Annotated in this window: 20 protein-coding genes; 8 read left to right on the top strand and 12 right to left on the bottom strand. The window is 70.9% G+C overall.

Annotation, left to right across the window (positions count from 1 at the left end):
* Positions 1-155 precede the first annotated feature (155 nt).
* The gene (gene glnA, locus ABD194_RS16700; protein ID WP_343993398.1) at positions 156-1,580 is read left to right on the top strand and encodes a type I glutamate--ammonia ligase; all 1,425 of its coding nucleotides are present in this window, start codon (positions 156-158) and stop codon (positions 1,578-1,580) included.
* Positions 1,581-1,610: 30 nt separating this feature from the next.
* Here glnA and ABD194_RS16695 read toward each other — a convergent pair whose 3' ends face one another.
* The 3 genes from ABD194_RS16695 to ABD194_RS16685 all read right to left on the bottom strand — a co-directional run bounded on the left by ABD194_RS16695 (position 1,611) and on the right by ABD194_RS16685 (position 3,799).
* The gene (locus ABD194_RS16695; RefSeq protein WP_343993397.1) at positions 1,611-2,147 is read right to left on the bottom strand and encodes a tyrosine-type recombinase/integrase; all 537 of its coding nucleotides are present in this window, start codon (positions 2,145-2,147) and stop codon (positions 1,611-1,613) included.
* Between the two features lie 315 nt (positions 2,148-2,462).
* Positions 2,463-3,329, bottom strand: a complete 867-nt coding sequence (locus ABD194_RS16690; protein WP_343993395.1) for an SDR family oxidoreductase — start codon at positions 3,327-3,329, stop codon at positions 2,463-2,465.
* Positions 3,326-3,799 (bottom strand): nuclear transport factor 2 family protein, encoded by a 474-nt coding sequence (locus ABD194_RS16685; protein WP_343993393.1) that lies wholly within the window; start codon positions 3,797-3,799, stop codon positions 3,326-3,328. Before ABD194_RS16685 ends, ABD194_RS16690 begins: the two co-directional genes overlap by 4 nt.
* 55 nt (positions 3,800-3,854) lie before the next feature.
* On the opposite strand from ABD194_RS16685, the gene ABD194_RS16680 reads away from it, so the two are divergent.
* Positions 3,855-4,508, top strand: a complete 654-nt coding sequence (locus tag ABD194_RS16680; RefSeq protein WP_343993391.1) for a TetR family transcriptional regulator — start codon at positions 3,855-3,857, stop codon at positions 4,506-4,508.
* A gap of 142 nt (positions 4,509-4,650) precedes the next feature.
* Here ABD194_RS16680 and ABD194_RS16675 read toward each other — a convergent pair whose 3' ends face one another.
* From ABD194_RS16675 to ABD194_RS16660, 4 genes are all read right to left on the bottom strand, one after another.
* Entirely contained in the window at positions 4,651-5,124 is a 474-nt protein-coding gene (locus tag ABD194_RS16675; RefSeq protein ID WP_343993389.1) for a hypothetical protein, read from the bottom strand.
* Between the two features lie 432 nt (positions 5,125-5,556).
* Positions 5,557-6,264 carry an MgtC/SapB family protein gene (locus tag ABD194_RS16670; protein WP_343993387.1) on the bottom strand — a complete coding sequence of 236 codons (708 nt, stop codon included), beginning with the start codon at positions 6,262-6,264 and terminating at the stop codon, positions 5,557-5,559.
* A gap of 36 nt (positions 6,265-6,300) precedes the next feature.
* The gene (locus tag ABD194_RS16665; protein ID WP_343993385.1) at positions 6,301-6,561 is read right to left on the bottom strand and encodes a hypothetical protein; all 261 of its coding nucleotides are present in this window, start codon (positions 6,559-6,561) and stop codon (positions 6,301-6,303) included.
* A gap of 505 nt (positions 6,562-7,066) precedes the next feature.
* The gene (locus tag ABD194_RS16660; protein ID WP_343993383.1) at positions 7,067-7,381 is read right to left on the bottom strand and encodes a hypothetical protein; all 315 of its coding nucleotides are present in this window, start codon (positions 7,379-7,381) and stop codon (positions 7,067-7,069) included.
* Between ABD194_RS16660 and ABD194_RS16655 the strand changes: the two genes are divergently transcribed.
* Together ABD194_RS16655 and ABD194_RS16650 are read left to right on the top strand one after the other, a co-directional pair.
* The gene (locus ABD194_RS16655; protein ID WP_343993381.1) at positions 7,374-7,958 is read left to right on the top strand and encodes a glycoside hydrolase family 12 protein; all 585 of its coding nucleotides are present in this window, start codon (positions 7,374-7,376) and stop codon (positions 7,956-7,958) included. The two genes, ABD194_RS16660 and ABD194_RS16655, sit on opposite strands and share 8 nt — an antisense overlap.
* A 123-nt stretch (positions 7,959-8,081) precedes the next feature.
* Entirely contained in the window at positions 8,082-10,586 is a 2,505-nt protein-coding gene (locus ABD194_RS16650) for an excinuclease ABC subunit UvrA (protein ID WP_343993379.1), read from the top strand.
* Here the strand turns inward: ABD194_RS16650 and ABD194_RS16645 are convergent.
* Complete coding sequence (locus tag ABD194_RS16645) at positions 10,556-11,389, bottom strand: M55 family metallopeptidase (protein ID WP_343993377.1); 834 nt, start codon at positions 11,387-11,389, stop codon at positions 10,556-10,558. The genes ABD194_RS16650 and ABD194_RS16645 overlap by 31 nt on opposite strands.
* The gene (locus ABD194_RS16640; RefSeq protein ID WP_343993375.1) at positions 11,386-11,796 is read right to left on the bottom strand and encodes a TIGR03618 family F420-dependent PPOX class oxidoreductase; all 411 of its coding nucleotides are present in this window, start codon (positions 11,794-11,796) and stop codon (positions 11,386-11,388) included. Before ABD194_RS16640 ends, ABD194_RS16645 begins: the two co-directional genes overlap by 4 nt.
* Positions 11,797-11,910: 114 nt before the next feature.
* On the opposite strand from ABD194_RS16640, the gene ABD194_RS16635 reads away from it, so the two are divergent.
* The 4 genes from ABD194_RS16635 (at position 11,911) to ABD194_RS16620 (ending at position 15,463) form a co-directional block, all read left to right on the top strand.
* The gene (locus ABD194_RS16635) at positions 11,911-12,279 is read left to right on the top strand and encodes a DUF1622 domain-containing protein (protein WP_343993373.1); all 369 of its coding nucleotides are present in this window, start codon (positions 11,911-11,913) and stop codon (positions 12,277-12,279) included.
* The gene (locus ABD194_RS16630; RefSeq protein ID WP_343993371.1) at positions 12,276-12,719 is read left to right on the top strand and encodes a DUF1810 domain-containing protein; all 444 of its coding nucleotides are present in this window, start codon (positions 12,276-12,278) and stop codon (positions 12,717-12,719) included. The genes ABD194_RS16635 and ABD194_RS16630 overlap by 4 nt, the downstream gene beginning before the upstream one ends.
* Positions 12,716-14,209: an MFS transporter gene (locus ABD194_RS16625; RefSeq protein WP_343993369.1), complete on the top strand. Its 1,494-nt coding sequence runs from the start codon at positions 12,716-12,718 to the stop codon at positions 14,207-14,209. The genes ABD194_RS16630 and ABD194_RS16625 overlap by 4 nt, the downstream gene beginning before the upstream one ends.
* Positions 14,210-14,479: 270 nt before the next feature.
* The gene (locus ABD194_RS16620; RefSeq protein ID WP_343993367.1) at positions 14,480-15,463 is read left to right on the top strand and encodes a peptidoglycan-binding domain-containing protein; all 984 of its coding nucleotides are present in this window, start codon (positions 14,480-14,482) and stop codon (positions 15,461-15,463) included.
* 93 nt (positions 15,464-15,556) lie between these two features.
* On the opposite strand, the gene ABD194_RS16615 is transcribed toward ABD194_RS16620, so the two are convergent.
* Genes ABD194_RS16615 through ABD194_RS16605 form a run of 3 tightly spaced genes read right to left on the bottom strand, consistent with a single transcriptional unit; the run spans position 15,557 to position 21,204 of the window.
* Positions 15,557-16,825, bottom strand: coding sequence for an MFS transporter (locus ABD194_RS16615; RefSeq protein WP_343993365.1), 1,269 nt, complete (start codon positions 16,823-16,825; stop codon positions 15,557-15,559).
* A complete protein-coding gene (locus ABD194_RS16610; protein ID WP_343993363.1) occupies positions 16,822-19,863 on the bottom strand; it encodes a bifunctional [glutamine synthetase] adenylyltransferase/[glutamine synthetase]-adenylyl-L-tyrosine phosphorylase in 3,042 nt (1,013 codons plus the stop codon). Before ABD194_RS16610 ends, ABD194_RS16615 begins: the two co-directional genes overlap by 4 nt.
* Positions 19,864-19,866: 3 nt before the next feature.
* Positions 19,867-21,204 (bottom strand): glutamine synthetase family protein, encoded by a 1,338-nt coding sequence (locus tag ABD194_RS16605; protein ID WP_343993361.1) that lies wholly within the window; start codon positions 21,202-21,204, stop codon positions 19,867-19,869.
* Positions 21,205-21,314: the final 110 nt, after the last annotated feature.

The following is a 21,314-nucleotide window of genomic DNA, read 5'->3' as shown; positions in this document are numbered from 1 at the left end:
CATGTCCCGCCGTAACACCGGCGAAACATCCGGGTCACTGCCGAGAAATCGGCGATGAGTAGGGTCGAGCCCGACAACACGAGGCCGCCCTCGATGCCTGCCGCTCTGCCGAGCCCGGGATCGAGGGTCGACCTCGCCCCATTTCAGGAGGTTGGATGTTCAGCTCAGCTGATGAGGTCCTCACGTTCATCAAGGACGAGGACGTCAAGTTCGTCGACATTCGGTTCTGCGATCTGCCCGGTGTCATGCAGCACTTCAACGTGCCGGCTGAGTCGGTCGACGAGGACTTCTTCACCGTCGGTCAGATGTTCGACGGGTCCTCGATCCGCGGCTTCCAGGCGATCCACGAGTCCGACATGAAGCTGGTCCCGGACGTCCAGACCGCCTTCCTCGACCCGTACCGCGCCGAGAAGACGCTCGTCATGAACTTCTCGATCCTCGACCCCTTCACGGACGAGCGCTACAGCCGCGACCCGCGCAACATCGCGAGCAAGGCCGAGGAGTACCTCAAGTCCACCGGCATCGCCGACACCGCCTACTTCGGTGCCGAGGCCGAGTTCTACATCTTCGACGACGTCCGCTTCGAGACGAAGTCCAACGCCTCCTACTACTACCTCGACTCCATCGAGGCCGCGTGGAACACCGGGCGCGAGGAGGAGGGCGGCAACAAGGGCTACAAGACCCGCTACAAGGGCGGCTACTTCCCCGTCTCCCCCGTCGACCACTTCGCCGACTTCCGCGACAAGATCTGCCTCGAGCTCAAGGAGGTCGGTCTCAACGTCGAGCGCAGCCACCACGAGGTCGGCACCGCGGGCCAGATGGAGATCAACTACCGCTTCAACACGCTGCTTCACTCCGGCGACGACCTCATGAAGTTCAAGTACGTCGTTAAGAACTCGGCGTGGAAGCAGGGCCACACGGCCACGTTCATGCCCAAGCCCCTCTTCGGTGACAACGGCTCGGGCATGCACACGCACCAGTCGCTCTGGAAGGACGGCGAGCCCCTCTTCTACGACGAGCGCGGCTACGGCGGCCTCTCGGACCTGGCCCGCTGGTACATCGGCGGCCTGCTGAAGCACGCCCCGTCGCTGCTCGCGTTCACGAACCCGACGGTGAACTCCTACCACCGCCTGGTGCCGGGCTACGAGGCTCCGGTCAACCTCGTCTACTCCGCCCGCAACCGCTCGGCGTGCGTGCGCATCCCGATCACGGGCACCTCGCCCAAGGCCAAGCGCATCGAGTTCCGCGTGCCCGACCCGTCGGCCAACCCGTACCTGTGCTTCGCCGCGCAGCTGATGGCGGGCCTCGACGGCATCAAGAACCGCATCGAGCCGCCGGAGCCGGTCGACAAGGACCTCTACGAGCTGCCCCCCGAGGAGCACGCCGCGATCCAGCAGGTCCCCGGGTCGCTGCCTGCCGTGCTCGACGCGCTGGAGGCGGACCACGAGTACCTCCTCGAGGGCGACGTCTTCACCGAGGACCTCATCGAGGCGTGGATCGACTACAAGCGCAAGAACGAGGTGGACCCGATCCGCTTCCGTCCGCACCCGCACGAGTTCGAGATGTACTTCGACATCTGAGCCGCGCAGGGCCTCTGACTTGCTGAAACGTCAGTTGCTCACCTCCGTTGTTCTTGACTTGTCCTCACGGGCTGCCAGCGCCACCGCGACGGCAGCCCGTGAGGACTCGTCGCTGTCCGGCCAGAGGCGTCCGTCGGTGTTCCGGGTCGTCATCGCTGACGCGTGTCGCAGCCGAGCCTGAACGATCTTGACGTCGAGGCCTGCGGCAATGAGCAGCGAGGGGAAGTAGTGGCGCAGGTCGTGGAACCGGAAGCCCTGAGGCAGGCCGCGCACGGAGGCTCGACCGTGCCGCATGGCGCGCTCGATCACCCAGGGCGTCGACGGTCGCATGATCTCATTCGTGACCAGCACCTCAGCCCGCGTCCGCGCGCCCTCGGCCGACAGCATGAGCGCCAGCTCGGGCGGGATCGGTATCGCCGTCATGGCCGTGTCCGACTTCAGCGGCTCGGCCGGGTACTGGATCGCCGGGTGCACGATGCCGCGCATGAAGTCCACATCAAAGCGCAGGGCAGCCGCTTCGGCGAGACGAAGCCCGGCGAAGGCGCCCAGTAGGACCGCCGGTCGCAATCCTTCGGGGAACGACTGCGTCTTTTCGCGGCCGGCACGCCCATCGGCAAGTGCGTCAACGGCTACTGGGTCACGCCTCCTGCGCCGGTGCGCAGCACGCCGCTGCTCGGAACAAGGCCGAGACCCTCGCCGGCGAGACGTACCGCTCGCGTCGGCAGAGCACCTGGCGGCGCGGTGCGTCGCGTGGAACGCGCAGGAAGACCTGAGCAGAGTTTTTCAGGGAAGACATCGGAGGGAGCGCGCACGCGGCGCATCCTTCGCCTTCCGGCTTGGGCTTGCTTGGGACGGTGAGGCGTCGCTGGCGTGCGCGCCGCCTCACCGTGTCGATGATGCGAGCGCCGAGATGGGTGTCAGGGGGAGCCATGGGTGTTCCGAGTGCCCGGGCCCGGGGTCCGCCCGCAGCGGGACGCGTTCCATCACGAGCGCCTGCCTGACCGCCCGGGCCAGGCTGGGGCGGAATGGCCGCAGCACGTTCCCGGCCGACCACACCACCGGCGTCGGGATGTGCGCCGGGCGCTTGCCGGGCGCAGTCACGAGGGTGGCGAGCTGAGTCGCACTGAGGTCCTCGCCCGCGACCTCCACGACGTGTCCTCGCAGGGAGAAGTCCGTGGCGGCACGAGCTACCGCCACGGCCACGTCGTCGACCGCCACGAAGTTCACGACGTTGCGCCCGGGCCCCATCACTTTCGGCACACCAGACCGTCCGGCCGTGCCGCGGAAGAGGTCGAGCCACATGTCCGCGAACGCGGCCGCTCGCACGATGGTCCAGCGGGCTCCGTAGTCGGCCGCGGCATCGAGGAGCGCCGCCTCCGCTGCGGCCTTCATCCGGAAGAGCTCGATGGGGTGGTCCTCCCGGGCGCCGACGATCGACACCAGCACGATGTCTGCGCCGACCTCGCACGCTGCGCGGATCAGGTTGCGGTTGCCGTCGCGGTCCACCTTTGGGGGCGACTCGCCGGCGGCCGGGTCCATGCCGTGCATGGCCGAGACCACCACACTCGAGCCGGCCAGCGCCGGGCGCAGGGAAGCGGGTCGACGCACGTCCGCGGCGACCAAGTGCGCCCCCGTCAGCGGTGTGTCCGGCGCCGACCTGGCTACCGCCCTCACCGGCTGCCCCTCGGCGAGGAGGCGCGCGGTGACGAGGCGACCCAGCCTGCCGGTCCCGCCCACGATGGTGATCATGGCCGGCTCTCCTGGTTCCCTCCAGTCCCGTCGACGGCGTCCGAGGCTGAGCGAAGCTTCCCGGCGATGGCCGCGAAGACCGCGTCAATGCCCGGGCCCCCTTGCTCGACCGGCGCGGCATACATCCGCGCACTGGTGATCTGGCCGCCTGCGACGACCGCGATGAAGACCGTACGCATCTCCAGGCGGCGGTCGTCTCGTCCGGTGCCCTCCTGTGCCGCTTCGAGCCAGAAACCCTTGTCGGTGACGGCGCGTTCCTGCACGTTCAGGCGGATGTCGGGCACGGCGTCGAACATCGTCGTCCAGTTCCGGCGCACCTGCGCCGACCCGGTGAACGACCGCGCCGGGTGCACCGGGTCGGTCAACGTGTAGTCCTGCGCGAAGCAGTCGACGAGGCCGTCGATGTCGTGCGCGTTGGTCGCCGTGATCAGTCGGTCCAGGACCTGGGCGGGAGTACGTGTCGCGTTCATGGTGTCTCCCAGATATCCGATACAGTCGCCTGTACTCATTGAAAGGGTCCTCCTCATGCCGCCACCCGTCAAGCGATCGACAGCCGGTGATTCCCGCCGCCGCTACGACTCGACGGCCCGGCGGGCCCGTGCGGCCGCACGCCGCGAGGCCGTGGTCGAGGTGGCACGGACCCGCTTCCTCGCCCGCGGCTTCACCGCCACGACCGTCGCCGAGGTGGCAGCGGAGGCCGAGGTCTCCGTCGAGAGCATCTACAAGTGGTTCGGCACCAAGGCGGGACTCCTGAAGGCGGTCTGGGACCGGTCGCTCGCCGGCTCGGGCACGACCCATGCCGAGCTCCGGAGCGACGCCGGCTCTCGCTCCGCTACCGACGCGCGCTCCATCCTCCGGAACTGGGCACGCCTCGCGGCCGAAGTCGGCGCCGTGGGCGACCCCGTCTACCGGCTCATCGAGAGCGCGGCCTACGTCGATCCGGAGGCTGCCTCGCTCTACGCCGGCATCGAGGGCGAGCGAGCCGCGCGCATGGAACACAACGCGGCATACCTCGTCGACCGGGGATACTTGCGTGAGGACGTGACCGCTGCGCAGGCGCGTGATGTGCTCATGCTCTACTCCACGTTTTACGAGAGGCTCGTCACCAAGGCGGGGTGGAGCCCTGAGGAGTTCAGCGCCTTCATCGAGCGCGGCCTCGCGGCCCACCTGCTGCCCTAGGCGCCCTACGTTTTGCTGTGGCCTCACAAAGCAGCTGGCGTCGGGGCGCCTCGGCTGGTGATGCACGCCGGAAAACCTGAGCAGCACGGCTCGTCCTAGGAGGGATCGCCATGGGTAGTTCCGGAGACCGACGGGTCCCAGTTCAGGGCCTGCGTTGTATCGCGTCGAGGGCGGTGGCGGCTACCCCCGCGTAGGCCAGGTGGGGCAGGACATCGGCGATCCAGTCGACTGCTCGCCAGCTGCGCGGGTCGCTGACGCCGAGCACGGTCATGGGAGCGTTGCCCGCGAGCATGGCCAGGGCCCAGGCGGCGCTCACGGTGCCGAGACTGCTGTGCGGGCGCCCGGTGATCCCCCGTACGGCACCGAGCGCTGCGCCCACACCGACGCCCGTGACGATCCCGAGCAGCGCGCCCAGCCCGGACTCCCGGGCGTTCTTCTGCTCCTCGTCCGCTGGCATGGACAGGCCCAGCAGTTCGGCTCCGCGTTCTACGGTGCGCTCCGGCGTCGAGCTGGCCGGCCGGGCCCGCACCGCCATGTCGATGTACGTAGCCGCGTTGAGCGCGGCGGTCCCGGCGGCGCCGGCGAGGGCGCCCTGCAGCAGGTGTCTCGGTATCAAATGATCTTCTCCTTCAGCAGTGGTAGCGATCTTCGGTGGCTTGTCGTGAGGTTCCCGCCTTCATCAGGCGGCACAAGGGTGTCCACAGCGACGGCACGTCGGCTCAAGGTTGGGTCGCGCCTCGACGGGCGTGGAGACCGGAGCTCTTCGACCCCACCCCTTGACCCCGGCAGCCTCCGACGAGCCATGCGCTGTTATCCGCGGATCCGCGCGGACCCCACCCGCGAGCTCCACGCGGAGGGACCGGAGGGATGAGAGGGATCGCGCCAAGCCGCTGGCGTCTCTTGCGCCCTCCGCCACATCGGAGGCCGAGGTGACGCCAGCGAGCCAAATCCAAGGCTTGAGGGCTCAGTGACATCTGACGAAGCGAGGCGGCAGCACTGGACCGCCCCCGACGCATGCGCCGTCGGGGCGGTTCTGCATGCAGCCCTGTCACTCCGGTCGTCCTTCGTCGCTCAGGACGCGCAGGGACTGGACGCTCGCCAGGTCTGTGATCTCCTCGACCAGGTCACTGACGAGTTGAGGGCTCGCCTCGAGCTGCACCGTCGCGCGCACCGTCGTCTCGGCACCATCCTGCCGCGAGGTCTTCGCGTCGAGGACGGTCGCGGTGACGCCGTGTTCGGCAGCCAGGCCCAGGGCGACCGGCAGCGCACCTTGTCCTGCCGTGTAGCGCAGGACGAGCGTCGTGCTGACGGGGTCTGCCTGCATCCGCCTGCCCAGCTTCGCCAGCACGGTGACCGTGAGCAGGTGGCAGCCGGTGGCCATGACGGCGAGTGCTGGCATACCTGCCCCACAGGCCATCCCGACCGCGGCGGTCAACCAGATCGACGCCGCGGTGGTCAGTCCGGACACGCTTCCTCGGCGCACGAAGATGACTCCGGCTCCGAGAAAGCCGATGCCCGACACGATCTGAGCCGCGATCCGCGACGGGTCGACTGCTGCACCCCGGCCGGCGACATCCGTGAACCCGTACGCGGACACGAGCGTGAAGACCGCCGAGCCCACGCCGACGAGCGTGTGCGTCCGCAGACCTGCGCTCTTGAACCGCCGGTGCCGCTCCAGGCCGATGACCGCCGACAGCACGAACGCCAGGCCGAGCAGGGCGGTCTCGGTCCAGGTCGTGGCACCCACCCACGTCATGTGCTTCCCGTACCCACGGGGGCGAGGTGCTGACTCTCAGTCGGCCGAGGTCGCCTTGACGCGGGCGATGGCCTCCTCCGTCCCGAAGTACACCCGTTCGGCCCCGTCCCCGACGAAGCCGCCAGTGCCCACGGGCGCGGCAAAGGTGCAGACCACGATGCTCGGCCCCTCCCCGGTGTGGCTGCATTCGTCCCGGTTCTGCACGGCGCCCCCCACGCCCTCGGCCCTCCCGACGTCGAGGACGATCTCCATGCCGGAGAGGTCGCAGCGAGCGAGCCGCGCCAGCTGCGACGCCATCACGGGACCGGACGCGGGGCATGTCTCTGAGCCGCCGGTCGGCGCCGGCGCCAGCCCCGAGGTCTGACCGCATCCCGCCGCCAGCAGGACGAGCAGTCCAGCCGCGGTCGCGGCCGCCATCCGTCGGTCCACAGCCTCCCCCGTCCGCGTACGCGGCTCCTACTCGTGACGGAGCCGCTCCAATGCTAGGGAATCGGCGCTGGAAGGTGCCGGCATCCGCTCCAGCCGTGGATCGTCACAGCCGCGCCGCCGTCAGCACCTCGCGAATCGCGTGGTCGCCGGCCGACCACCGCTCGACGAGCGGACCGGGCTCGAGTGTGGTGGACTCCTCTCGAGCGGCGACGACCGGATCGTGCGACGTCTCGCTCCACTTGCACGAGGTACGCCACCGAGTCCCCTCGCAGGGGCTACAACGGGTGAACGGGGAGGCATCGATGGTGAGGATCGGACGGAAGACCGCGGTCGGTGGGGTCGCCGCCGTGCTGCTGGTTGGTGGCGGCGTGGCCTACGCCGCTACGACGGGAGTGGTTGCCACGTGCACCACCAATCCCGCGGTCACGAGGACCGCGACCTCCCAGTCGTTCAACGTGAGCTGTTCGGTGCCCTTGCCTCCGCCCGTCACGGTGACGCGCACGGTGACCCAGACGGTCACGCGGACGGTGACCGCTGCCGCGCCGGCACCGACCACCACCACCGGCCCGTCGCCCGCCACGGTGACGGCGACCGCCGCGACGACGCCGACGTCCAGCGCGTGCTCGACGAAGTGGACCAGCTCCGCGCCGAACGGGTCGTGGACCGACTCGGGCCATCTGGTGAACAACAACATGTGGAACAGCGCCGCCGGACCGCAGACCATCTCGGCCTGCTCCTGGCAGCAGTGGTCCATCACCTCGAACCAGCCCGGCACCGGCTCCGACGACAGCGTCAAGACCTACGCCGACACCCAGACCCACGTCAGCTACCCCCTCAGCGGGCTGAGCACGCTGCCCTCGACCTTCGACGTGACCACCCCCGCAGGCGGCGGCACCGTCCCTGCCTCGGGCAAGCAGTGGAACGCCGCCTACGACCTGTGGCTCGACAACTACGGCACCGAGGTCATGATCTGGAACAACTGGACCATGAACTGGCAGTACTGGTTCAAGCAGTACGGCGGCGTCCAGGTCACCATCGACGGGGTCGCTTACCACGCCTACCGCAACAGCGCCGGCACCGGACTGTGGTTCATCCGCGACCAGGTCACCAACACGGGCAGCGTCGACATCGCCCACGTGCTGCAGTGGGCCGTCAACAAGGGCTGGCTGCGCTCATCCCAGGTCCTCGGCGAGGTCGAGTACGGCTTCGAGGTCGCCTACACCGGAGCACCCACCGTCTTCACGCTCAACAAGTTCACCCTCTGAGCGATCCGCCGACGCTCAGCGGCGGCTGGGGAGGCCGTCACACCCAGGACGTCCGCGCCGGGCCGGCGGTGGCGTGGACCTCCTGCTGTCCACCGCACGAGCGGGTACGCGTACCGTGGGCGCGTGCGCACCCCGGCCGACCGCCCCGGCGACGACGGCCTGATCCGGGTGCGCGGGGCCCACCTGCACAACCTGCGGCACGTGGACGTCGACGTGCCTCGCGACCGCCTCGTGGTCGTCACCGGCGTCTCCGGCTCGGGCAAGTCGTCGCTCGTGTTCGGGACCGTCTATGCGGAGTCCCAACGCCGCTTCCTCGAGTCCGTGGCACCGTACGCGCGCCGCCTGATCAACCAGGTCGAATCACCGAAGGTGGAGTCGATCACCGGGCTGCCGCCCGCCGTGGCCCTGCAGCAGCGCCGCTCGGGCACCAGCACCCGCTCCAGCGTCGGCACGGTCACGACGCTCTCCAACACCCTGCGCATGCTCTTCTCCCGCGCCGGGACCTACCCGGCCGGAGCACCGCGGCTCGACTCCGACTCCTTCTCCCCCAACACCGTCGCCGGCGCGTGCCCGACGTGCCACGGGCTGGGGCACGTCCACCACCCAGCCGAGTCGCTGATGGTTCCCGACCCGTCACTGTCGATCCGGCAGAAGGCGGTCGCCTCGTGGCCGGGCGCCTGGCTCGGCAAGAACCTGCGCGACATCCTCGACACCCTCGGACACGACATCGACCGGCCCTGGTGCGAGCTGCCGGCCGCGGACCGCGAGTGGATCCTCTTCACCGACGAGGAGCCCGTCGTCACCGTCCACCCGGAGCGTGAGCCCGGTCGCATCCAGCGTCCCTACCAGGGCCAGTACGTCAGCGCCGCGCGGCTCGTCCTGCGCACGCTCTCGGAGTCGAAGAGCGCGACCGCGCGCCGACGCGCCCTTGAGTTCGTCGAGACGCTTCCCTGCCCGTCCTGCGACGGCCGCCGGCTACGACCCGAGCCGCTCTCCGTGACGGTCGCCGACCTGCCCATCGACCGATGGTGGCGTATGCCGCTCACCGCGGTCCGTGACCTCGTGCAGCGGGTGCTCGGCGGAGTCGAGGAGGGCGACGTCAGCGCCACCCTGGCACCGGACCTCGTGGCCCGGATCGACGTGCTCGTCGAGATGGGCCTCGGCTACCTCTCCCTCGACCGGCAGACGCCCTCCCTGTCGTCCGGGGAGCTGCAGCGGCTCCGGCTCGCCACCCAGCTGCGATCTGGGCTCTTCGGTGTCGTCTACGTCCTCGACGAACCGTCCGCTGGGCTGCATCCAGCAGATCGTGAGCCGCTGCTAGCCGTGTTGAACAGGCTGGTGGCCGAAGGGAACTCGGTCCTCGCAGTCGAGCACTCCCTGGACGTGATGCGTCACGCCGACTGGCTCGTCGACGTGGGACCGGGTGCCGGCGAGGCCGGTGGGCGCCTGCTGCACTCCGGACCGGTGGCCGCCGTCGCGGATGCCGAGGAGTCGGTCACGGCCGGCTACGTCCTGGGCACGGCCGAGCGACCCGAGCCGCGACCGCGGCGAGTTCCCCACGGGGAGCTGACCCTCCACGGCATCGAGCGCCACAACCTCCACGGGACCGACATCACGATCCCGCTCGGCGTGCTGACAGCGGTCACCGGGGTGTCGGGGTCGGGCAAGTCGACGGTGCTCGCCGTGCTCGGCGAGGTGCTCCACGTCCATCCGGGGCAGGGCTCACCCACAGAGCCCGGGACCGAGCCCGCAAGGGAGGCCGCGGACGAGGACGACGCGCCCAGCGGCATACGCACCGACCTCCCGCGCACGAGGGGCACGGAGCAGGTGCACCGCGCCGTGGTGGTCGACCAGCGCCCGATCGGACGGACGCCCCGATCCAACCTCGCCACCTACACCGGCCTGTTCGACGCGGTGCGAAGGCTGTTCGCGGCCACCGACGAGGCGAAGGGGCGGGGCTACGGTGTCGGGCGGTTCTCCTTCAACGTCAAGGGCGGACGCTGCGAGACCTGTCAGGGTGAGGGGTTCGTGTCGGTCGAGCTGCTCTTCCTGCCGGGGAGCTACCGCGTGTGCCCGAGCTGCAACGGAGCGCGCTACAACGACGACACGCTCGAGGTGAGGTGGCGCGGACTGTCCATCGCCGACGTGCTCGCCCTCAGTGTCGACGAGGCGAAGGACGTCTTCGCCGATGAGAACGCCGTGGCGCGCAGCCTGCGCACCCTCGCCGAGGTCGGGCTCGGCTACCTCGGGCTCGGCCAGCCCGCGACCGAGCTGTCCGGCGGCGAGGCCCAGCGGATCAAGCTCGCCACCGAGCTGCAGCGGACACAGCGCAAGGGAACGGTCTACCTGCTCGACGAGCCGACGACCGGACTCCACCCGGCCGACGTCGAGGTGCTGATGCGCCAGCTGCAGGGGCTGGTCGACGGCGGAAGCACGGTCGTGGTCGTCGAGCACGACATGTCGGTGGTGGCACAGTGCGACCACGTCATCGACCTCGGTCCGGGCGCCGGTGACGAGGGCGGCCGCGTGGTCACGTCCGGATCCCCTTGGCACGTCAGCCGGTCCGCGCAGAGCCGCACCGCTCCTCACCTTGCCGCTCAGCGGCCCCCGGCCTGCCGGGTGATGTAGTTGACGGCAACGAACGAGCGGAAGGCCGCGAGCGCGTCGTCCGACTCGATCCGGATGGTCCGCGTGCCCACCCGCTCGGCACCCTTGGCCCAGCTGCCGACCTCCGCCATGTCGGCCGTCTGCACGTCGAGATCGAGCCGCACGGGCCTACCGAGCTGCGGTGGACGCAGCCCCTCGGCCCCCGTCCGCCGGACCGCCTCCGCCGCGGCCTCATCGATGCGCTCCCGAGCCAGGCGCGGGTGCAGGTTGGTGGCGGCGAACCGGGTGATCGAAGCCTTGGTGACGACCGTCTCGGCGTCCGGCGCGAAGGGCGCCGTCTCCCGGATCGTCACCTCGTCGCCGGTGACCAGGCCGATCGGCACGCCGAAGTGGTCGGCCACGAGGGCGTTGATGCCGCTCTCCCCCACCTCCGTGTCGCCGAGCCGCGCGGCCGAGAACACCTCCGGGTTGTAGGTGTGCGACAGCGTCGAGGACTCGCCGGAGATCGACCCGTGGTAGCCGATGAAGAAGGCGACGTCGAACGAGTCGTCGAGCCCCTCCATCATGTAGAGCGGCTTGTGCCGACCGGCGACGTAGGTGGCGTCGTGTGCCAGCCGGTCCGGGTCGAGGTTGCGCATCTGGCCGTGCGCGTCGTTGACGACCACCTCGGTCGCGCCGGCACGGACGGCCCCGGCGATCGCCGCGTTCACCTCCCCGAGCGTGAGGGCGCAACCGGTGTCGTAGGCCGCCGTCCCCTCCCGGCACTGCGCCCAGTCGACGACCCCCGCGACGCCTTCGAAGTCGAAGGACAGGTAGACCTTCACCGGACGGCCTTCAGGCGCCCCCACGCGTGCCACCGGTCGATGTCGACCCACGCGCTCACGCGCGGCCGGTCGCGGACGGCATACGGCTTGCCCGTGTAGTGCGTGGCGACCCGGTCGATGTCGCGGAGGTCGGTGTCGTCGACCAGCTCGGCGACGTGGCCGAGGATGCTGACGTGGGTGATCCAGTCGTCGGGGTCGATGGCGCTGAGGCTGACCCGCGGGTTGGCGCTCAGGTGCTCGAGCCGCTTGCGGCCGGCGTCCATGTTGACGAGGACCCTGCCGTCCTCGTAGAGGTACCAGGTCGGCACCGACACCGGCTGCCCGTCCGGACGCACGGTGCTGATGGTCGCGTGCCAGGGCTTGGCGAGCTCGTCGGCGATGGCTGTCGGCAGGGGTGGCTTGGGCACGAGGACGTCCTCTCCGGTCGGGATTCCCACCGTAGCCCGGACAGCGACCCTTGCCACACGGGCCTCGGTGGGTATCTCGTCGTGGAGAGACCGACGAGCGGGGGAAGGAGCGACGTGGACTTCAGCGAAGCGATCGAGCTGGCCGGCAAGGCCATCGACTCGGCCGGGGTGGCCGTCCTGGTCATCGGCGCCGTCGTGGCGGCCGTGCGTGCCGTGCAGAACGCCCGCGCACACCTTCCGGACACCTATCGTCGGTTTCGCCAGCAGCTGGGGCGCACGATCCTGCTCGGACTGGAGCTGCTCGTCGCGGCCGACATCATCCGCACCGTGGCGGTGACCCCGACCCTGTCCAGCGTGCTGGTGCTCGCGATCATCGTGCTGATCCGGACCTTCCTCAGCTTCTCCCTCGAGCTCGAGATCACCGGTCGCTGGCCCTGGCAGAAGGAACCGACCGACGCCCGGACGGGTACGTCTGGCCCATGACCTCGCACTCCCCCGACCTCGAGCGGTTCGTCCGCGCCCAGGACGCCGGCGGCACGTACGCCGCCGCACTCGCCGAGCTGCGAGCCGGCTGCAAACGCGGCCACTGGATCTGGTTCGTGCTCCCCCAGGTGGCCGGGCTCGGGCGCAGCGAGATGTCGCGGACGTATGCCGTCTCGGGCCTCCCCGAGGCCCGGGCCTACCTGCGCCACCCCGTCCTCGGACCCCGGTTGCGCGAGTGCGCCGAGGCACTGCTCTCCCTCGGGACGAGCGACCCGGTCGAGGTCCTCGGGTCCATCGACGCCACCAAGCTCCGGTCGTCGATGACCCTCTTCGAGCGGGCCGCCGACGACGAGGAGGAGGCGCAGCCCTTCGCCCGGGTGCTCGACCGCTTCTACGGCGGCAGGCGCGACGACGCGACCATCGGGGCACTGGGATCGTGAACGAGCAGAACCCGTCCACCGACCGGGCCGCCGCCCCTGCTCCTGCCTCCCCGGCACCGCCCGGCGCGGGCAGCGGCCACGAACCCGACCCGCGCCGCTGGAAGGCGCTGTGGGTGTGCCTCGTGGCGGGCTTCATGACCCTGCTCGACGTCAGCATCGTCAACGTCGCCCTGCCCTCGATCCAGAAGGGCCTGGGGGCGACCCCGAGCGACCTGCAGTGGGTCGTCTCGGGCTACGCGCTGACCTTCGGGCTGACGCTCGTCCCCTCCGGTCGCATCGGCGACGCGCTCGGGCGCCGGACTGTCTTCGTCGTCGGAGTCGTCCTCTTCGGCGTCTCCAGCCTGGCCTGCGGCCTTGCCCCGAGCAGCGCCCTGCTCGTCGTGGCGCGCCTCGTGCAGGGCGCTGCGGGCGGCATCCTCAACCCGCAGGTCTCGGGTCTGATCCAGCAGATGTTCCGCGGGCCCGAACGCGGGCGCGCCTTCGGCCTGCTGGGCGCGACCATCGGCATCTCCACCGCCGTCGGACCCGTCGTCGGCGGCCTCATCCTCAACGGACTGGGCGAGCAGACCGGCTGGCGATGGATCTTCTTCGTCAACCTGCCGGTCGCCGTGGCCGCCGTCGTGCTGGCCATGCGCTGGCTACCGGCGCCTCCCGAACGGGACCGCTCGCGGCGGATCGACGTCGACCCGGTCGGCGTGGTGCTGCTCGGTCTCGGCGTGCTCGGCATCCTGCTGCCGATCGTCGAGTCGGGACGCGGCGGCTCCACCGTGCCGTGGTGGGTGGCGGTCGTGGGCGCCGGCTTCCTCGTCGTCTTCCTCGTCTGGGAACGCACCTACACGCGTCGGGGGCGCACGCCCGTCGTGGACCTCGCCCTCTTCACCGTGCCGGGCTACTCCTCCGGCGCAGCCGTCGGCACCATCTACTTCGGTGGCTTCACCGGCATCTTCTTCGTGCTGACGATCTTCTTCCAGGAGGAGCTCGGCTACTCCCCCCTGCTCGCGGGCCTCGCCGTGACCCCCTTCGCCGCCGGGTCGGCGGTCTCGTCGGCACTAGGCGGGCGCCTCGTCGACCGCTTCGAGCGGGCGCTCGTGACGGCAGGGCTGGCCGTCGTCCTCGTCGGCCTCATCGCGGTCGACGTGGTGCTCACCACAGAGCACGGCCCGAGCGTCGGCTGGTGGCTGGCCGGACCGCTGCTCGTCGCCGGCATCGGCAGCGGGTTCGTCATCTCGCCCAACGTCACGCTGACCGTGGCCGGCGTCCCGGTGGAACGGGCGGGCACCGCCGGCGGGTTGCTGCAGACGGGCCAGCGCATCGGCACCGCAGCGGGCATCGCGCTCATCGGCTCGGTCCTCTACTCGGGTCTGGCGGCCGGACGCGGCCTCGACCCGGCAGCCGCACTCCGCGTCGCTGCCATCCTCGTGGCCGTGGCGCTCGCCGCCAGCGTCGTGGACCTGCGCAACCGACGCCGGCGCTCCCGCAACCCGTCCTGAGCCCATCCCGCCGACCGAGGGCGGGGCCGGGACCGCGGGCTGAGCCGCCTGGACGGTGCCGGCGACCGAGTCGGCTGACGCCGTTGGGGCCGGTGGGGCAGGCGAGGCCAGTGGGACCGCTGGGCCGGCCTGACGGCATACGCCGCGGTGGCGTTTGACCTGATTTCTGCCAAGTTGCTGCGGTGAAACCAGACAAAAGGTTTCAATCGACGCGTCATCCGGCGCGCCCGACGGCGCCGTCGACCACGCAACCTCTGTCTGGAAGTCCCCATGAGCCACCAGCTGTCCCGACGCCTTCGCAGCCTCGGCCTCTTGCTCTCCGTCCTCGCCTCACTGGCCCTGCTGCCGTCGGTGGCCCCGACCGCCACCGCGGCGACCGTGCCTGTTCCGGCCACGCCCACAGGTCTGCCCAGCGGCCTCGAGGGCCTCTCGCCCTACGTGCCCCAGACGGGGTGCGACGTGGTCAACCGCGCGGGCACCGTCAAGCTCGCCAAGCTCGTCCAGGCGACCTACCACAACACCTACGGCCTCGCGACCTCCTGCACCGCCGCCACGGCGCCGAACTCGGAGCACTTCGACGGCCGCGCCATCGACTCGTTCTTCTCCGTGCGCAACGCCACCCAGCACGCCCAGGCGAACGCGCTGATCAGCTGGCTGCTCGCGACCGACAAGGCGGGCAACCGCTACGCCAACGCCCGGCGCCTGGGGGTGATGTACCTGATCTGGGACAACAAGATCTGGAGCTCCTACCGCTCCTCCGAGGGCTGGCGCCCCTACAGCACCTGCGCGACGACGCCGTCGACCGCCTACGACACCGCGTGCCACCGCAACCACATCCACTTCAGCCTCTCGTGGGAGGGCGCCCAGGGCCGGACCTCCTTCTGGACCAAGGCCGTTGCGCCGGTGGACTGGGGCCCGTGCCGCCCGGCCGACCTCAACTGGTCGCCCGGGGTGGCCGCCTACAACCCCCGTCGCTGCGCCTCGTACCCCGCTGTCAAGGCTCCGACCGGGGCCAGCACCCTGCTCAAGGAGCTCGTGCCCCGCTCGGGCATGGTGCTGCGTGCCGGCATGACGGGACCGGCCGTGACGACCCTGCAGAAGGCGGTCGGCGTCTCGCCCACCACTGGCTACTTCGGCACCATCACGACCGCCCACCTCAAGACGTGGCAGAGCCGGCACGGGCTGCCGGCCAGCGGCGTGGCGTACGCGTCGACGTGGCGGGCGCTGCTGACCTCCAACGGCATGCACCGCTGAGCATCCCTCTCCCGTGCTGACGGCGCGGCGTCGACACGGTCGACGCCGCGCCGTCGCGGCTCTCCAGGTGCGAGCCGGCGGGCATCGCCGGGCTCAGGCGGCGTGCGAGGACGTCGTCGCGTAGGCGCTGTCGACGGCAGAGCGCACACTACGGTGCGGCCAGGTGACGGCCAGGATCGCCGTCAGGCCCAGGCACGCGACGGCGCAGATGGCCACCGCCGCATGCGCGCCGACGAGCATGCCCACCCACCCCGCGGCGAGGTAGGAGACACCGCCGGCTGCGACGGACACCGACCCGGCCAGGCTGAAGATGCGCCCGCGCATGGCCGGCTCGGTCGTGAGCGCGAACGTGGCCTGCAGGGGGATCATGAACGCCTGCATGGTGCCCGAGAGGAAGAAGAGGGCCATGACGACCCACAGCGGCGGGTGCAGGGCCGTCAGCAGCAGGGGCACCGGCATCGCCAGGGCCAGCGGCACGATCGACTGGTTCTGGCTCACCACGTCGCGGCGCCCGATGAACAGGATGCCGACGACGGCACCGGCGATCGGTGAGGCCATCAGCACGCCGCCCCACTCCTTCGCGTCGGCGATGGGCAGGGCCAGCGCCTCCGGGGCCACGATGCCGAGGCCCGCGACGGCGCTCAGGGTCATCAGGCGCGCCAGCACCGGGTGGCGGACCAGGTCGCCGGTCGCCTTGCCCAGGTCGCGTGCGAAGCCGCGCAGCCCGCGACCCCGCTCGCCGGGGACCGGCCGCACCTGCACCACGAACAGGATGACGACAGCGCTCACGACGAAGGTGAGCAGGTCGAACAGCAGCCCGGTCTCAGGGCCCACCAGGGCGACCAGCCCACCACCGACGGCCAGGCCGATGGCCTGGTTGAACTGCTCGGACATCCCGCCGAGGGCGACGGCCTTGGCGTAGAGCCGACGGTCCTCGACGAGATCGGTGAGCAGCACCATGGACGAGGCCGTGGAGGCGCCACCGACCAGCTCGAGCAGGAAGAGCACGAGGAACAGGAGCCAGAAGTGCGACTGGTTGAGCACGAGCAGCATCAGCCCCAGCACGCAGGTGGCACGCAGCAGGTGGGACCAGATGAGCACCCACTTGTAGGGGAACCGGTCGACGAGGGGGCCGAGCAGGCTGCGCCCCAGGAAGGTCGGAACCAGGCTGACGGCGAGGGTCGTGGCCGTGACCAGCGGCGAGCCGGTGCGCTGGTAGACCACCGCGGCGATGGTGATCCGGGCGATGAAGTCGCCCCACATCGACAGCGCGCTGGCCAGGAAGATCGGCAGGTACCGAGGGACACGGAGGACGGCGGCGTAGGTCGGCGCGCTGAGCTCGTGCCCCTGGGTTGGACTCACGTGCCGACGCTACCCCGAGGTGGGGACCCGTAAAAGTTGAAATCAGTGGCATGTCTGGAACGTCGGGCGACACGGCGCCACAGCTCTGCCAGGGCCGCCCCCTCGCCGGCCGGGCGGCCCATGATGCGGCCGATGCCGTCGAGGTCGCGCAGGTCGGACGGCACGCTGTCGATCGCCTTGCCGCGCCACAGGACCCCGGCGTTGCGCATCCGCGCACCGAGCTGCCACGCCTCGTGCAGTGCCTTCACGTCCTCGGCAGCGACGAGGCCCTCGTCACCGAGGGCGGCCAGGCCGGCCATGGTCCCGGTGACCCGCAGCGCCGGACGGTCGTGTGCGTGCTGCAGCTGGTGCAGCTGCACCACCCACTCGACGTCGGTCAGTCCACCGCGGCCCAGCTTGAGGTGGGTGCGCGGGTCGGCGCCGCGCGGGAGCCGTTCGCTCTCGACCCGGGCCTTCATGGTGCGGATCTCGCGCAGCTGCCGCTCGCTGATCCCGCCCTCGGGCCAGCGCTGCGGGTCGATGAGCCGAGAGAACTCGTCGGCGAGCTCCTGAGGACCGGCGATCGGCGTGGCACGCAGCAGGGCCTGGAACTCCCAGGTCAGCGCCCACCGCTCGTAGTAGGTGCGGAACGAGTCGAGGCTGCGCACGAGCGGGCCGCCCTTGCCCTCCGGGCGCAGGTCGGCATCGAGCCCGAGAGCCGGGTCGGCGCCTGGCGCGGAGAGCAGCTTGCGCAGCTCCTGGACCACGAGCGTCGCCCGGGCCTGCACGTCCTGCTCGGGAGACCCCTCGTGCGGGCGGTGCACGAACATGACGTCGGCGTCGGAGGCGTAGCCGAGCTCACCTCCGCCGAAGCTGCCCATGGCGACGACGAGGACATCTCCCCCCAGCGGCACGCCCTCCCGGCGCTCCACCTCCAGGACCGCGGCGTCGAGGGCCACCTGGACGGTGGCGGCCGTCAGGTCGGTGAGCGCGACACCGACGCCCTCGAGGTCGAGGAGCCCGACGAGGTCACTGATGACGATGCGGAGCAGCTCGTGGCGGCGGATGGCGCGCACCGCGGCCACCGCCTCGGCCGCGGAGTCGCGCCGCCCCGCTGCCGACTGCATCGTGGCGGTCAACGCCTCCCGGCTGCGCGGGACGAGGCCGTTGTCGTCGCCGAGGATCGAGACACTCTTCGGGGAGCGCACGAGCAGGTCCGCGGCATACCGGCTGCGGGCGAGCGTGTGGGCGAGCCGGTCGGCGGCCCGACCCTCGTCGCGCAGCATGGCGAGGTACCAGTGCGTCGTGCCGAGCTCGTCGGACACGCGACGGAAGGAGAGCAGGCCCGCGTCGGGGTCGGCCTCGTCGGCGAACCACCCGAGCATGACGGGCAGGAGGGTGCGCTGGATGGCGGCCCGACGGCTGACGCCGGAGGTGAGCGCCTCGATGTGGCGCAGCGCGCCCGCCGGGTCGCGGAAGCCCAGGGCCAGCAGCCGCTGCTGTGCCGCCTCGGGACTCAGCCGTGCCTCGGTCGGGCTGAGCTTGGCGGCGGCTGCCAGCAGCGGTCGGTAGAAGAGGCGCTCGTGCAGCCGTCGCACCTCGCGGGCCGACGCCTGGCGGTCGGCGACCACGGCACGCTCGGGGTGGGTGCGATGACCCATGGCACGACCCAGCCGGCGCAGGTCGGCCTCGGCGACCGGCATCAGGTGCGTGCGGCGCAGCCGGTGCAGCTGGATGCGGTGCTCGAGGCAGCGCAGGTGGCGGTAGGCGCGGTCGAGCGTCGCAGCGTCCTCGCGACCGACGTAGCCGCCGCGCGCGAGGGCTGAAAGGGCCTCGAGCGTCGTCGCCGACCGCAGTCCCGGGTCGGTGCGGCCGTGGACGAGCTGGAGCAGCTGCACGCTGAACTCCACGTCCCGCAGGCCGCCCGGGCCGAGCTTGAGCTGGCGCTCGGCCTCGTTGGCCGGAACGTGCTGCTCGACGCGGCGGCGCATCGCCTGGACGTCCTCGACGAAGTTGGCGCGGCCGGCCGCCTCCCAGACCATCGGGGAGATCTCGGCCTTGTAGCGCAGCCCGACCTCCCTGTCACCGGCCGAGACCCAGGCCTTGAGCAGCGCCTGGAACTCCCACGTCTTGGCCCAGCGCTCGTAGTACGCCTTGTGGCTGGCGATGGTCCGCACCAACGGGCCCTGCTTGCCCTCGGGTCGCAGGGCGGCGTCGACCGGCCACAGGCTGCCCTCCGGCGTCGGCGTGGAGCACGCCCGCATGAGGGCCGTGGCGAGCGCGGTCCCCACGCGGAGCGCGGTGTCCTCGTCGGCGCCGTCGGCCGGCTCCGCCACGAAGATGACATCCACGTCGCTGACGTAGTTGAGCTCGCCGCCACCGGTCTTCCCCATGCCGATCACGGCCAGCCGACAGGCCTCGTGACCGGGGCCGTGCTCCTCGCGGGCGATGACGAGCGCCGCCTCCAGGGCGGCCTCGGCGAGCTCGGCCAGGGCTTCGCCGACCGCCGGCATCTCGGCGAGCGGGTCGGGGCACGTCACGTCGAGGGCAGCGACTCGCAGCAGCCCACGGCGGTATGCGATCCGCAGCGCGTCCAGCGGGGTCCGCTCGCCGCGCTCGATCCCGACCGCACGGACGAGGTCAGCGCGGGTCTGGTCGCCGGGGCGCCGCTCGGCCCTGGCCGCGTCGACCCAGTGCTCCGGGTGGCGCACCAGCTCGTCCACCAGGGCGGACGACGCTCCGAGCACGCCGAGGACGCGCTCGCGTCCGACGCCGGCAGAGGCGAGCTCGGTCGCGAAGGCCGAGATCCCCCAGTCCGGGGCGTCCTGCTCCCGGGCCAGCGACTCGGCGACGCGTACGAGACCCAGCAGGCACTGGTCGGGGTCGGCGGTGTCGCCCATGACGGCAGCCAGCTCGTCGAGCTGGCCGTCCGGGACCGCGGCCCGCAGCGGCAGCAGGGCGTCGTCGCGGATCAGCCCCGCCGCCCTCTGGGCGTCCGCGAAGCCGAGTCGCGCCAGCGATCCCTCGGTGGTCGTCGTGCGCGTCGTGCGGGAGGACATGCGTCAGAGCCGCGGCAGGTAGCGCTCGAGCTCGAAGCGGGTGACCTCGTGACGGTAGTCCAGCCACTCCTGGCGCTTGTTGCGCAGGAAGAACTCGAAGACGTGCTCGCCGAGCACCTCGGCGACGAGCTCGCTCTCCTCCATCACCTCGAGCGCACGCCCGAGAGAGGCCGGGAGCGGCTTGATGCCCATGGCCCGCCGCTCCGCGTCGGTGAGGCTCCAGACGTCGTCCTCGGTCTCGGGCGGCAGGTCGTAGCCCTCCTCGATCCCCTTGAGGCCGGCTGCGAGCAGGACGGCGAAGGCGAGGTAGGGGTTGCACGCCGCATCCAGGGAGCGGACCTCGACGCGGGTGGACTGGCCCTTGTTCGGCTTGTGCATGGGGACACGCACCATCGCGGAGCGGTTGTTGTGCCCCCAGGTCAGGTGCGCCGGGGCCTCTCCCCCGCCCCACAGCCGCTTGTAGGAGTTGACCCACTGGTTGGTGACGGCGGCGATCTCGGCCCCGTGGCGCATGAGCCCGGCGATGAACTGACGGCCGACCTTGCTCAGCTGGTAGGGCGCGCCGGCCTCGTAGAAGGCATTGGAGTCGCCCTCGAAGAGCGACAGGTGGGTGTGCATGCCGGAGCCCGGGTGCTCCGAGAAGGGCTTCGGCATGAAGGTCGCGTAGATGCCCTGGGTCAGGGCCACCTCCTTGACCACCGTGCGGAAGGTCTGGATGTTGTCGGCCGTGCTCAGCGCGTCGGCGTAGCGCAGGTCGATCTCGTTCTGCCCCGGCGCGCCCTCGTGGTGGCTGAACTCGACGGAGATGCCCATGTTCTCGAGCATCGTGATGGCGGCGCGACGGAAGTCGTGGCCGGTGCCGTGCGGCACGTGGTCGAAGTAGCCGGCGTCGTCGACGGGGATGGGCCGGCCCTGCGGGTCGCGCCCCTGCTCGAGCAGGAAGAACTCGATCTCGGGGTGGGTGTAGAAGGTGAAGCCGAGGTCTGCGGCCCTCCCGAGCGCGCGCTGGAGCACGTGCCGCGGGTCGGCGAAGCTCGGCGAGCCGTCGGGCAGCTGCAGGTCGCAGAACATCCGGGCGGTGCCGGGCGGGTCACCGCGCCACGGCAGGATCTGGAACGTCGAGGGGTCCGGCTTGGCCAGCATGTCGGCCTCGTAGACCCGGGCGAAACCCTCGATGGCCGAGCCGTCGAAGCCGATGCCCTCGGCGAAGGCTCCCTCGAGCTCGGCCGGGGCGACCGCCACCGACTTCAGCGTGCCGAGGACGTCCGTGAACCACAGACGGACGAAGCGGATGTCGCGCTCTTCGATCGTGCGGAGCACGAACTCTTCCTGACGGTTCATGTGTCGATCCTGCCGCATGGCTGTTTCGGGGATGTTGCGAGACACGGTCTTCCGCGGCCACCGGCCGGACGTATGCCGTGGGGCGGGCACGCGAAGGGCCCCCGGGACGT

Origin of the sequence: Terrabacter terrae, assembly GCF_039529575.1 — a bacterium.
GTDB classification, from domain to species: Bacteria; Actinomycetota; Actinomycetes; order Actinomycetales; family Dermatophilaceae; genus Terrabacter; species Terrabacter terrae.
Note: the sequence above shows the minus strand (reverse complement) of the source record. Positions and strands in the feature narration are given on the sequence as shown.